This is a genomic window from Actinosynnema sp. NPDC059335, assembly GCF_042752395.1.
In the GTDB taxonomy this organism is placed as follows: domain Bacteria; phylum Actinomycetota; class Actinomycetes; order Mycobacteriales; family Pseudonocardiaceae; genus Actinosynnema.
In genome coordinates, this window is sequence record NZ_JBHYXZ010000128.1 from 1 (window position 1) to 14,008 (window position 14,008).

The window sequence follows — 14,008 nt, forward strand, 5'->3', positions numbered from 1 at the left end:
CGCGCCGGTCGCGGCCGGGCCGCCCGCGCCTGCACCGGCCGCACTCGCTCCGGTGCCCGCCGCGTCGGCCGTGCCGGCGCTCGACGTGCCGGTGCCTGCCGCGCCCGCCCCACCCGTGCCCGCACCCGCGGGCACGTGGTAGGCCACCAGCCGGTCCTCGCGCACCACCACGGCCACCTGCGCCACGGCGGCGTGCCGCGCCAGCACCGCCTCGATCTCGCCCAGCTCGATCCGGAACCCGCGGATCTTCACCTGCTGGTCGGCGCGGCCGAAGTACTCCAGCCGGCCGTCCACCCACCGGGCCAGGTCGCCGGTCCGGTACATCCGCGAGCCGGGCGGCCCGAACGGGCTCGCCGGGAACCGGGACGCGGTCAGGCCGGGCCGCTTCAGGTACCCGCGCGCCAGGCCCGGCCCGGCCACGTACATCTCGCCCACCACGCCCGGCGGCACGGGCCGCAGGTCCTCGTCCAGCACGTAGACCCGCAGGTCGGGGATCGGCACGCCGATCGTGCCGTCGGCCTCGGTCCACGTGACGTGCACGGTGGTCTCGGTGATCCCGTACATGTTGATCAACCGGCCGGGTCCGCGCCACGCCGCCACCTTGCGCACGTCGAGCGCCTCGCCGCCGAAGACCACGTACCGCACCGACGGCAGCTCGGGCGTCTCGGCCAGGAGCTGGTAGAACGCCGACGGCGTCTGGTTGAGCACCGTCACGCCCTCGTCCCCGATCAACCGGGCGAAGTCGCGCGGCGACCGCGACACCTCGAACGGCACGACGACCAGCCGACCGCCGTACAGCAGCGGTCCCCACAGCTCCCACACCGAGAAGTCGAAGGCGTAGCTGTGGAACAGCGTCCACACGTCGTCGGGGCCGAACCCGAACCAGTGGTCGGTCCGCGACATCAGCCGCACCACGTTGGCGTGCGGCACCACCACGCCCTTGGGCTTGCCGGTCGAGCCGGACGTGTAGATCACGTACGCGGCGTTGTCCGGCGACAGCGCCACCTCCGGCGCGGTGGCGGGCAGCGCCGCCAGGTCCGGCAGCGCCTGCAGCGTCAGCACCGGCCACGCGTCGGCGACCATGTACGCGACCCGGTCGGCCGGGTAGTCCGGGTCGATCGGCAGGTACGCCGCGCCGGCCTTGAGCACGCCCAGCACCGCCACCACCAGGTCCAGCGATCGCGGGAACTTCAACGCCACCAGCGTTTCCGGCCCCGCGCCCGCCCGGACGAGGTGGTGGGCGAGCCGGTTGGCGCGCTCGTCCAGCTCCCGGTAGGTCAGCGACTCGCCCCGGCAGGTGACCGCCACCGCGTCGGGCGTGCGCGCGACCTGCCGCGCGAACAGCGACGGGATGGTGTCGGCCACCGGTTCGGCCGGCGCGGCGCCGTTCCACGACACCAGCACCTGCTCCAGCTCGCCGTCGGACAGCCACGGCAGGTCCCCCACGCGGCGGTGCGGGTCCGCGCCGAGCGCGTCGAGCAGCCGGGCCAGCCGGTCGCCCAGCGCGGCGATCGTGCGCTCGTCGAACAGCCTCGGGTCGTAGGTCAGCTCGACGTGCAGCGACCCCTCGGCGTAGGCGCGCACGGTCAACGGGAACGTGGTCGTGTCCAGGCTGTCGATCTCGCCCACGGCAGGCGCGTCGTCGGGCGTGTCGGCGTCCGCCGGGTAGTTCTCGAACGCCAGCAGGCTGTCGAACAGGCGGGTCCCCGCCCACTGCTGCACCTGCGCCAGCGACACGAAGTCGAACCGCCGCGACTCCATCTGCTCGGCCTGGAGCCGGCGCAGCCAGTCCACCGCGGTCGCGTCCGGGTCCACCACCACGCGCGCGGGCACGGTGTTGATGAACATGCCGGCGATCGACTCGACGCCGGGCAGCTCGGCCGGGCGGCCCGACACCGTGCTGCCGAACACCACGTCACGCCAGCCGGAGGTGCGGGCCAGCAGCAGTGCCCACGCGCCCTGCACCAGCGTGTTCACCGTCAGGCCGGACGCGCGGGCCACCGCGTCGAGCCGGTCGAGCGGCAGGTCGAGCGCGACCTTCGCGGACGACTCCGCGCGGTGCGCCTGCGCGGGCTCCCGGTCGAACGGCAGCGGCGTCGGCGACTCGACGCCCGCCAGCACGGCGCGCCAGTGCGCCTCGGCGTCGCCCTGGTCCTGCTCCGCGAGCCACGCCAGGTAGTCGCGGAACGGCCGGCGCGGGGTCGGCGCGCCGCCCGCGTACTCCGCCAGCACGTCGCCGAACACCTGCGGGGTGCTCCAGCCGTCCAGGATCAGGTGGTGCGAGGTCCACAGCACGTCGACCTCGGTGTCGGACACCCGCCCGATCACCACCCGCATCAGCGTCGGCGCGGCCAGGTCCAGCCCGGCCGCGGCGTCGGCGGCGACCAGCTCGTCGGTCACGTCCGCGTAGGTCACCGGCAGCCGCACGCCGCGCCGCACGACCTGCACGGGCTCGTCCAGGCCCTCCCAGGCGACGCCGGACCGCAGCACCGGCGTGCGGTCCACCACCCGCTGCCACGCCTCGCCGAGCCGGCGCGGGTCGGTCACGTTCGACAGCCGCACCCGCATCTGGTTGAGGTACGCCGTGCCGTCGTCGACGAGGTCGTGGAACAGCATCCCCGCCTGGAGCGGGGTGAGCGGGTAGACGTCCTCCACGTCCGGGTCGGCGATCCGGTCGACCTGCTCCTGGGTCAGCCGCGCCAGCGGGAAGTCCGACGGGGTGCGGCCCCACGCGCCGGGCCGGGCGCAGAACTCGGCGATGCCGCGCAGCGCGTCGAGCATCCGGTCGGCCAGCGCCCGCACCGCGGCCTCGTCGTGCGCGGAGGTGGAGAACTCCCACTCCACCACCAGTTCGCCGCCGGACACCGCGGCGGTGATGTCGAGCAGGTGCGGTCGGACGAAGTCGTCCGGCACCTCGCGGCCCGACGCGGCCTCGGTGACCGAGCCGTCCCACTGGCCCAGGTAGTTGAAGCACACCCGGGGCAGCGACCCGGTCAGGCCCCGGTCGTCGTACCGCAGCGCCTCGTAGCTCAGGCCCTTGTCGGGCACGGCGCGCAACTGCTCCTTCACCGCCTTCAGCGCGGTGTCCCAGCCGCCGGCCGGGAGTGCGAGCGCCACCGGGAACTGCGCGGTGAACCAGCCGACCGTGCGCGAGAGGTCCACGCCGTCGAACAGCTCCTCGCGGCCGTGGCCCTCCAGCGCCACCAGCGCACGCCCGCCGAACGCCGACGCCAACGCGGTCAGCAGCACGTCGTTGACCTGCGTCCGGTACGCCTCGGGCACCTCGCGCAGCAGCGCGTCGGTCTCGGCGCGGCCGAGGCGGACGGTGACGCTGCGCGCCGTGTCCGCCCGCGTCGGCACGGGCTCCTCGACCGGCACGTCCGCCCAGTGCGGCAGGGCCGCGTCGAACCCGCCGGCGCGGACGTGCCGGTCCAGCCGCCGCGCCCAGTCGGCGAACGCCGTGGTCTTCGGGCCGAGCGCGCCGCCCGCCAGCAGGGTCTCCAGGTCGGAGACGATGATCCGCCACGACACCGCGTCCACCACGAGGTGGTGCGCGGTCAGGAACAGCCGCCCGTCGGGCAGCAGCACCGCGCGCAGCATCGGCCCGTGGCGCGGGTCCAGGCCCGCCCGCGCGCGTTCCGCCTCGGTGCGCAGGTCGTCGGCGCCGATCCGGAAGACATCCGCGTGCTCGTCCTCGGCGACCTCCTGCCGCCACGTGCCGTCCACCAGGGTGAACCGCGTCCGCAACGCGTCGTGGTGGGCCACGACGGCGTGCACGGCGTCCCGGACCGCGGCCGGCGGCACGTCGCCCGGTTCCACGACCACCGACATGGTGAAGTGCGCCAGCGGTCCGTGCTCGGTGAAGAACCAGCGCTGGATCGGGGTGAGCGGCACCGGACCGGTGACGACCTCGTGCACCCGCCCGACGTCCTCGGTGACCGCGAGCGCCAGGTCCTCGACGGTCTGCCGCAGGAAGATGTCCTTGGACGTCAGGCCCAGCCCGGCCTGCCGGGCGCGCGACACCACCTGCATGGACAGGATCGAGTCGCCGCCCAGCGCGAAGAAGTTGTCGTGCGCGCCGACCCGCTCCACGCCCAGCACCTCGGCCCACACCTCGGCCAGCCGGGCCGCGACGCCCGCGCTGGGCGCGACGTAGTCGGCGCGGTCGGCGAACTCCGGCGCGGGCAGGGCGCGGCGGTCCACCTTGCCGCTGGGCGTCAGCGGCAGCCCGTCGAGGGAGACGAACGCCGAGGGGACCATGTGGTCGGGCAGCCGTTCCTTCAGCCACGGCCCGAGATCGGACGCCGGGCCGACGGTGTAGGCGACCAACCGCGGGTGGCCGTGGTGCTCGCGCACCGCCACCGCGGCCTGCGCCACGTCCGGGTGGGCCAGCAGCGCGGCCTCCACCTCGCCCAGCTCGATCCGGAACCCGCGGATCTTGACCTGGTCGTCCGTGCGGCCGAGGTACTCCAGGCCGTCGGGGGTCCACCGGACCCGGTCGCCCGTGCGGTACATGCGCGAGCCGGGCTCGCCGAACGGGTCGGCCAGGAAGCGGGACGCGGTCAGACCGGGTCGGTCGAGGTACCCGCGCGCCACCTGCGCGCCGGCGATGTACAGCTCGCCGGGCACCCCGGTGGGCACCGGCCGGAGGTCGTCGTCGAGCACCCGGGCGACCAGGTTCGCCAACGGCGCGCCGATGACCGGCCGGTCGCCGACCACGCGGCAGGAGACCGCGTCCACGGTGGTCTCGGTGGGGCCGTAGAAGTTGTGCACCGCGGTGTCCACCCCGGCCAGCTCCCGCCACAGCGGTCCGGGCAGCGCCTCGCCGCCCAGCATCAGCACCCGGGGCCGGTGCTCGCCGGCGAGCAGGCCGGCGGGGATGAGCTGCTGCGCGTACGACGGCGTGAGGTCGAGGAAGTCGATCCGGTGCCGCCGCACGTAGTCCACCAGCGCGGCGGGCTCCAGGCGCACGTCGTCGGTGAGCAGGTGCAGCTCGTGGCCCGCGGCCATGAGCACCGGGCCCTCCCACGAGGTGTCGAACGAGAACACCGCCGACAGCGCGACCCGCAGGTGCTCCCGGGCGAAGTCCGTGACGTGGTTGTGCAGCAGGTTCACCAGCTGCCGGTGCTCCACCACGACGCCCTTGGGCGTGCCGGTGGAACCCGACGTGTAGATGACGTACGCGGCGTGGTCGGGCCGCACCGCGACGCCGGGGTCGGTGGCGGGGAGCCCGGCCAACTCCGGCCACGACTCCAGCACCAGCGCGGGCCGCGCGTCGCGGAGCAGGAAGTCCACCCGCTCGCGCGGCAGGCCCCGGTCGACGGGCAGGTAGACCGCGCCCGCCTTGTGCACGCCGAGGATGGCCACCACGGCGTCCGCCGTCCTGGGCAGCATCACCGCCACCACCCGCTCGGGTCCCGCGCCGCGCTCCACCAGCCAGTGCGCGAGCCGGTTGGCCCGCGCGTCCAGCTCGGCGAACGTCAGCCGCTCGTCGCCGCACACCAGCGCGGTCGCGTCCGGCGTCCGCGCGGCCTGCGCGGCGAACACGGCGGGGAACGTGGTGTTCGGGACGTCCAGCGCGCGACCCCGGCCGTCGGGCTCGTCGCCCAGCAGCAGCGGCACCGCCGACAGCGGCCGGGCCGGGTCGGCGACGACGCCCGCCAGCAGCGCGAGCAGGTGCCCGACCACCCGGTCCACCGAGGACGCGTCGAACAGGTCGGTGCTGTACTCGACCGCGCCGCGCAGCACGCCGTCGGAGGCGTCGAACTCGAACGTCAGGTCGCACGTGGACGTGAGCTGGGGCAGCCGCACCGGGCTCAGCTCCAGCCCCGGCAGCCGGGGCGGTTCGCCGCTCGCGTTCTGCAGCAGCACCATCACGTCGAACAGCGGGTTGCGGCTCGGGTCGCGTTCCGGCCGCACCGCGTCCACCACGCGCTCGAACGGCACGTCCTGGTGGGCGAACGCCTCCCGCGCGGTCACGCGCACCCGCGCCAGCAAATCCTCGAACGACCCGTCCAGGTCCACGGTGGACCGCAGCACGACGGTGTTGACGAACAGGCCGACGACGTCGTCCAGCTCGGCCCGGCCGCGACCGGAGACCGCCGTGCCCACCGCGATGTCGTCCTGCCCGCTGTACCGCGCGAGCAGCGCCTGGCAGGCGGCGACCAGCGCGGTGAACACCGTGTCGCCGCGCTCGCGCACCAGCACGCCCAGCGCGTCCGCCACGTCGTCGGGCACGGTGAACTCGCGCACCGCGCCCGCCGTGCCGCGCACCGCCGCCCGGGGCCGGTCGGTGGGCAGCTCCAGCGGCGGCACCCCGGCCAGCTGCCCGGCCCAGTAGTCCACCGGCGGGTCCTGCCGCCACGCCGCGTAGTCCACGTACTGCACCGCCGGCGGCGCCGGCGCCTCGCCCGCGTACAGCGCCTCCAGGTCGCGCATCAGCACGCCCGTCGACCAGCCGTCGGTCACGATGTGGTGCACCGCCAGCGCGAACACGTGCTCGTCCTCGGCGACCCGCACCAGCCGCACCCGCAGCAGCGGGCCCCGCTCCAGGTCGAACGGCGTGCCGGCCTCCTCGCGCAGCACCGCCTCCCACGGGGCGTCCTCGACCTCCAGCGGCACCGGGAACGGCTCGTGCAGCACCTGCACGCCGTCGGCCAAGGTGGTGCGCAGCGACTCGTGCCGCGCGACCAGGCCGTCCAGCGCCCGCCGCAGCGCCGCCACGTCCAGCGGTCCCCGCACCCGCCACGCCGCGAGCGTCACGTACTCCGTGCTGCCGGGCTCGAACCGGTCCAGGAACCACAGCCGCCGCTGCGCGGGGGTCTGCGGGTGGACGCCATCGCGCGGGATCACCGGGATGGCGTCCACCACCTGCTCGCCGGAGATCGCGGTCGCGAGTCCGGACACCGTGGGGTTCTCGAACAGCGCGCGGGGCGAGAGCTGCACCCCGAACCGCTCGCGCAGCCGCGAGGTCACCCGCATGCTGATGATCGAGTCGCCGCCGAGGGTGAAGAAGTCGTCGTGCGCGCCGACCCGGTCCACGCCCAGCACGTCGGCCCAGACGTCGGCCACGGCGCGCTCGGCGTCGGTGCGCGGCGCGACGTACTCGCGCTCGCGGGTCGGCTCCGGGTCGGGCAGCGCCCGCCGGTCCACCTTCCCGTTGCGGCTCAGCGGCAGCTCGTCCAGCAGCACGAACGCCGCCGGCACCATGTAGTCGGGCAGCTCGCGCCGGGCCATCCCGGCCAGCTCCGCCACGTCGGGCCGCCCGGAGCCTGCGACCACGTAGGCGACGAGCCGCTTCACGCCCTGCGCGTCCTGGCGGGGCGCCACCACGACCTCGGCGACCGCCGGGTGCGCGGCCAGCACGGTCTCGATCTCGCCCAGCTCGACCCGGAAGCCGCGGATCTTCACCTGTTCGTCGGCCCGGCCGACGAACGCCAGCTCGCCGCCCGCCGTCCAGCGCACCAGGTCGCCCGTGCGGTACATGCGCCCGCCCGACCCGCCGAACGGGTCGGCCACGAACCGCTGCGCGGTCAGGCCCGGCCGGTCGAGGTACCCGCGCGCCAGGCCCTCGCCCGCGAGGAACAGCTCGCCGACGACGCCGGGCGGCACGGGCCGCAGGTCGCCGTCCAGCACGTACGCGCGCATGCCGTCCAGCGGCGTGCCGATCGGCACCGGGTCCGGCACCTCCTCGACCGCGGTGAACACCCGTCGGGTGGCGTAGGTGGTGGTCTCGGTGGGGCCGTAGACGTCCACGACGGCCGTGCCGGGGCAGGCGGCCAGCACCCGCCGCACCGCCGCGGCGGGCACCACGTCGCCGCCGGTCCACACCTCGCGCAGGCCCGCCAGGCAGTCCGGCGCGTCCTGCGCCAGCGCCCGGAACAGGCCCGCGGTCAGGAACACGGCGGTGACCCCGCCCTCGGCGACCGCCCGGCGCAGCACCTCCGCGTCCACGTCCACCGGCGGCGCCACCACGACCGCGCCACCGCGCAGCAGCGGCACCCACACCTCGTAGGTGGAGGCGTCGAACGCCGTGGGGGAGTGCATCAGGACGCGCTCGTGGCCGCGGTCGAACGAGCGGTCGAGCGCCAGGCCGACCACGTCCCGCTGCCGCACCGCGACGCCCTTCGGCGTGCCGGTCGAGCCGGAGGTGTGCACGACGTAGGCCAGGTGGTCCGGGTGCGCCACGACGCCGGGGTCGGTGTCGGGCTCGTCGGGCACGACGTCGAGCGGCACCACGACCCCGTCGTGGACCTCCCGCGCCGTGTCCACCCAGCCGGCGTCGGCCAGCAGCACGGCGGCCGAGGTGTCGGCGAGCAGCAGCCGGAGCCGGTCGCGCGGGGCCCGGACGTCCAGCGGCACGTACGCGCCATCCGCCTTGACCACCGCGAGCAGGCCCACGACCAGGTCCACCGAGCGGGCGGCCAGCAGGGCGACCCGCTCGTCGGGTCCGACGCCCAGCCGCACCAGGTGGTGCGCCAGCCGGTTGGCCCGCGCGTCCAGCGCGGCGTAGTCCAGCACGACGTCGCCGGACACCACCGCGGCGGCGTGCGGCGTGCTGCGGACCTGCGCGGCGAACGCGGCCGCGATGCCCGCGGCCGGCCCGCCCGCGCCGGTGTCGTTCCAGTCCACCAGGACCGCGCGCAGCTCCTCGTCGGTGGCCATCGGCAGCGCCCGCACCGGCCGTTCGGCGTCCTCGGCGAGCCCGCGCAGCAGCACCCCGAGGTGCGTGGCGAGCCGGCGCGCGGTGCCCTCGTCGAACAGCTCGGCGTCGTACAGCAGCCGCGCGGCGAGGTGGTCGGTCAGGTGTGCGACCAGCGTGAGCGCGAAGTTCGTGCCCTCCTCGGCGTCCACGTCGCGCACCCGCACGCCGGTGGTCTCGGTGACCTCGCTGAGCGGGTAGTTCTCGAACACCACGGCGCTGTCGAACAGCGGGCCGCCCACCCACTGCCGCACCTGCGCCAGCGACACGTAGTCGAACCGCCGCGACTCGCTCTGCCCGGCCTGGAGGTCGCGCAACCACTGCGCCGCGGGCATGTCGCCGTCCACCACCACCCTGGTGGGCACGGTGTTGATCAACATGCCGATCATCGACTCGACGCCCGGCAGCTCCGCGGGCCGGCCGGACACCGTGCTGCCGAACACCACGTCCTGCTCGCCCGAGTGCCGGGACAGCAGCAACGCCCACAGGCCCTGCACCACCGTGTTGACCGTCAGCCCGTGCCGCCGGGCGGTGTCGCGCAGCGCCGCGGACTCACCGGGGGTGAGCGCGAGCCGGACCACCTCGGTCCGCCGCGTGCCGTGCTCCCCGGTCGGCAGCCGGTCGAACGGCAGCGGCGTCGCACCGTCCACACCGGACAGCACCGAGCGCCAGTGCGCCTCCGCCTCGGCCGGGTCCTGCTCGGCCAGCCAGCCCAGGTAGTCGCGGAACGGCCGGCGGGCGGGCAGGTCGGGCGCGTCGCCCGCGGTGATCGCGCGGTACTGCTCCAGCACCTCGGCGAACACCTGCGCGGTGCTCCAGCCGTCCAGCAGCACGTGGTGCGAGGTCCACACGACCTCGACCCGGTCGCCCGCCAGCGGCGTGACACCCACCCGCAGCAGCGGCGCGGCCGTCAGGTCGAACCGGTCGGACACCTCCTCGGCGCGGGTCACGGGCAGCTCGACGCGCCGGTGCACCACCTGCACGGGCCGGTCCACCTGCTCCCACACCACGCTGGTGCGCAGCACGGGCGTGCGGTCCACGACGCGTTGCCACGCCCGCGCCAGCGCCGCCGGGTCGGTCACGCCGTCGAGCACCAGCCGCGTCCGGTCCACGTACGCGCCGGGCTCCACCAGGCTGTGGAACACCATGCCGGCCTGGAGCGGGGTGAGCGGGTAGACGTCCTCCACGTCCGGGCCGGCGATCCGGTCGACCTGCTCCTGGGTGAGCCGCGCCAGCGGGAAGTCGCTCGGCGTGCGCCCGCCGACGCCCGGCCGGGCGCAGTGCGCCACGATCGCGCGCAGGTGGTCGAGCACCCGCTCGGCCAGCCGCCGCACGGTCGCCCCGTCGTGCAGGTTCGCCGAGTAGTGCCAGGTCAGCTCCAGCTCGCCGCCCTCGACCAGGCCGGTGACCTCCAGCAGGTGGTCGCGGGTCGCGTCGGGGTCCACGTCCGCGCCGACACCGCGCCGCGCCCGGTAGAAACCGCCGTCGGCCACGTCGAACCGGCCGTGGTAGTTGAACGAGAGGTCGGGCAGCCGGTGGCCGCCCGGCTGCCCGAGCGCGCCGTGGCTCAGGCCGCGGTGCGGCACCGCGCGCAGCGACTCCTTGACCGCCTTCAGCGTCCGGTCCCAGTCCTCGTGCGTCGGCAGCACCACCGGGAACTGGGTGGTGAACCAGCCGACCGTGCGGGACAGGTCCACGCCGGGCAGCAGCTCCTCGCGGCCGTGGCCCTCCAGCGCCACGCTCACCGCGTCCCGCCCCGTCCACTCGGCCAGCGCCCGGCCCAACGCGCTCAGCAGCACGTCGTTGACCTGGGTGCGGTAGACCGGCGGCACGGCGGTCAGCAGCGCGTCGGTGGTCGGCTTGTCCAGCCGCACCGACACCTCGCGGGTCGAGCCCGCGGTGTTCGCGCCGTCCCGGTCCACCGGCAGCGACCCCGGCTCGGGCAGCGACTCCCAGTACGACCGCGCGTCCTCCAGCGCGCCGGACCGGACGTGCTCGTCCAGCAGGTGCGCCCACTGCGTGAACGGCGTGCCCACGGGCTCCGGCGGCAGACCCCGGTAGGCCCGTTCCAGGTCGGCGAGCAGCACGCGCCACGACACGCCGTCCATCACCAGGTGGTGCACGACCAGCAGCAGCTCCGGCCGCTCGCCGGGGAGGAACACCGCCCGCAGCAGCGGCCCGGCGGTCACGTCCAGGCCCCGCTGCGCCTCGCGGGCGACGGTCTCGGCGTCGGCGTCGCGCTCGACCCGGAACACCTCGCCCGCCTCGGCCGCGACCTCCTGCACCCACCGCCCGTCGACCTGGCGGAACCGCAGCCGCAACGCGTCGTGGTGGCCGACCGCGGTCCGCACGGCGGCCCCCAGCGCCTCGGCGTCCACGCCCGGCTCCAGCTCGACCAGCAAGGTCATGGTGTAGTGCGGCATCGGGCCGTGCTCGGCGAAGAACCAGCGCTGGATCGGGGTCAGCGGCGCGGGCCCGGTGAACACCCGCTCCGGTTCGGCCTCGGTCGCGGTGGAGACCACCAGGGCCAGCTCGGCGATCGTCTGGTGGCGGAACACGTCCCGGGAGGTCAGGCGCAGACCGGCCTGCCGGGCGCGGGACACGAGCTGGATGGACAGGATCGAGTCGCCGCCGACCGCGAAGAAGTTGTCGTCGACGCCGATGCGCTCCACGCCGAGCACCTCGGCCCAGAGCCGGGCCAGCTCGGCCTCGACCGGGGTGCGGGGCGCGACGAACTCGCCGTCGGCCACCACCTCCGGCGCGGGGAGCGCCGCCTTGTCCAGCTTGCCGTTGGGGGTGAGCGGGATGCGGTCGAGCACGACGAACGCCGACGGCACCTGGTACTCCGGCAGCGACGGGCGCAGGTGCGCGCGCAGGTCCGCCGGCCCGTCGGTCACCACGTAGGCGACCAGCCGGGTGTGGCCCTGGTCGGCGCGGGCGACGACGACCGCTTCGCGCACGGCCGGGTGGGTGAGGATCGCGGCCTCGACCTCGCCGGGCTCGATGCGGTACCCGCGGATCTTGACCTGGTCGTCCGCGCGCCCGAGGTATTCGAGCACCAGGGACCGCTGGTCGGTTCCGCCGGTGTGCGCCTGGTCGGCTCGGCCGGTGTGCGCCTGGTCGTGCGCTTGGCCGGCCCCGTCCACGGGAACCCACCGCACCCGGTCGCCGGTGCGGTACATCCGCGTCCCCGGCTCGCCGTACGGGTCGGGCAGGAACCGCTGCGCGGTCAGCCCCGGCCGGCCGAGGTAACCGCGCGCCACCTGCGCGCCGGCGATGAACAGCTCGCCCGGCACCCCCACCGGCACCGGCCGCAGGTCCTCGTCCAGCACCCGGACCGCCAGGTTCGCCACCGGGCGGCCGATCACCGGCCGCTCGCCGAACACCGGCGTGGTCACCGCGTCGACCGTGGCCTCGGTGGGGCCGTAGAAGTTGTACGCCCGCACGTCCGGCCGCGCCGCCAGCTCCCGCCACAGCGCCGCGCTCAGCGCCTCGCCGCCCAGCGACAGCACCTCCGGCACGTGCCCGCCCGCCAACAACCCCGCCGGCAGCAACTGCTGCACGTACGTCGGCGTCACGTCCATGAAGTCGATCCGGTGCCGCCGCACGTACGCCACCAGCGCGTCCGGGTCCAGCCGCACCTCGTCCGTGATCACGTGCAGCTCGTGCCCGTCCGCCATCAGCAGCGGGCCTTCCCAGGACGTGTCGAACGAGAACACCGCGGTCAACGCCACCCGCATGCGCCCGCGGACGAAGTCGGTGACGTGGTTGTGGAAGAGGTTCACCAGTTGCCGGTGCTCGACCACCACGCCCTTGGGCAGGCCCGTGGACCCGGAGGTGTAGATCACGTACGCGGCGTGGTCCGGGCCGAACGGCACCTCCGGCCTGGTCGCCGGGTACGCCGAGGTGTCCACCGGCCCGTCGAGGACCACCACCGCGCCCGAGTCGCCGAGCAGGTGCTCCCGGCGCGCCGGCGGCAGGCCGGGGTCGACGGGCAGGTACACCCCGCCCGCCTTCATGATGCCCAGGATGCCCACGATCGACTCCACGCCGCGCGGCAGCGACAGCGCCACCACCTGCTCGGGCCGGACACCGCTCGCCACCAGGTGGTGCGCGAGCCGGTTGGCCCGCGCGTCCAGCTCGGCGAACGTCAACCGCTCGTCGCCGCACACCAGCGCGGTCGCGTCGGGCGTGCGCCGGGCCTGGGCCTCGAACAGCCCGGGGAACGTGGTCGGGGGCACCTCCAGCACGCGGCCCCGGCCGTCCGGCTCGTCGCCGAGCAGCAGCGGCACCTCGGCCACCGGCCGGTGCGGGTCGGCCGTGACGCCCGCCAGCAGCACCAGCAGGTGCCGCGCCATCCGCTCGATCGTGCCCGCGTCGAACAGCTCGGTGCTGTACTCGACCAGGCCGTGGATGCCGTCGGCGGTGCGGGTGAAGTCGATGCTCAGGTCGAAGATCGACCGGTCCCGGCCGAGGGGGTGGTCCTCGACCATGAGGCCGGGCAGCCGGGGCAGCGCGCCGCCGGTGTCCTGCAACGCCACCATCACGTCGAACAGCGGCGACCGGCTCGGGTCGCGGGTCGCGCCGACCGCCTCCACCACCCGGTCGAACGGCACGTCGTCGTGCGCCAGCGCGTCCAGCGTGGTGCGGTTGACCTCCGCCAGGAACTCGGTGAACGACCGCGACAGGTCCACAGTGGACCGCAGCACGACGGTGCCGACCAGGAAGCCGACCAGCCCGGCCAGCTCCGGGCGGTTGCGCCCGCTGGTCACGGTGCCGATCGCGATGTCGTCCTGCCCGGAGTAGCGGGCCAGCAGGAGCTGGCACGCGGCGGTCAGCGTGGTGAACAGGGTGGTCTCGTTGACCCGTGACAGCTCGACCAGGTCGTCCGCGAGCCGGGCGGGCACCAGGAACTCGTGCGTGGCCCCCGCCGAGGAGCGCTCCGCGGGCCGGGGCCGGTCGGTGGGCAGCTCCAGCGGCACGACGCCGCGGAGCCGGTCGACCCAGAAGCCGGTGTCCACCGGCCGTCCCCGCTGCCAGACGGCGTAGTCGGCGTACTGCAACGCGGGCGGGTCCAGCTCCTCGCCGCGGTACAGCGCGCCCAGCTCGTCGGCCAGCACGCCGAGCGACCAGCCGTCCACCACGATGTGGTGCGAGGCCAGCAGCAGCACGTGCACGTCGGCGGATTCGGTGCGCAGCGCGGCCCGGAACAGCGGCCCCTGCCGCAGGTCGAACGGCCGGTCCAGCTCCGCTTGCAGGTCGTGGGCCGCCAGCCCGTGGGGGGGGGCGGGGGGGTGGGCCACCGCC

General features: G+C 75.2%; 1 protein-coding gene. It reads right to left on the minus strand.

Annotation, left to right across the window (positions count from 1 at the left end):
* On the minus strand, positions 1–14,008 hold a 14,008-nt coding region (locus ACFXGA_RS30435), incomplete at both ends, for an amino acid adenylation domain-containing protein (RefSeq protein ID WP_378093802.1).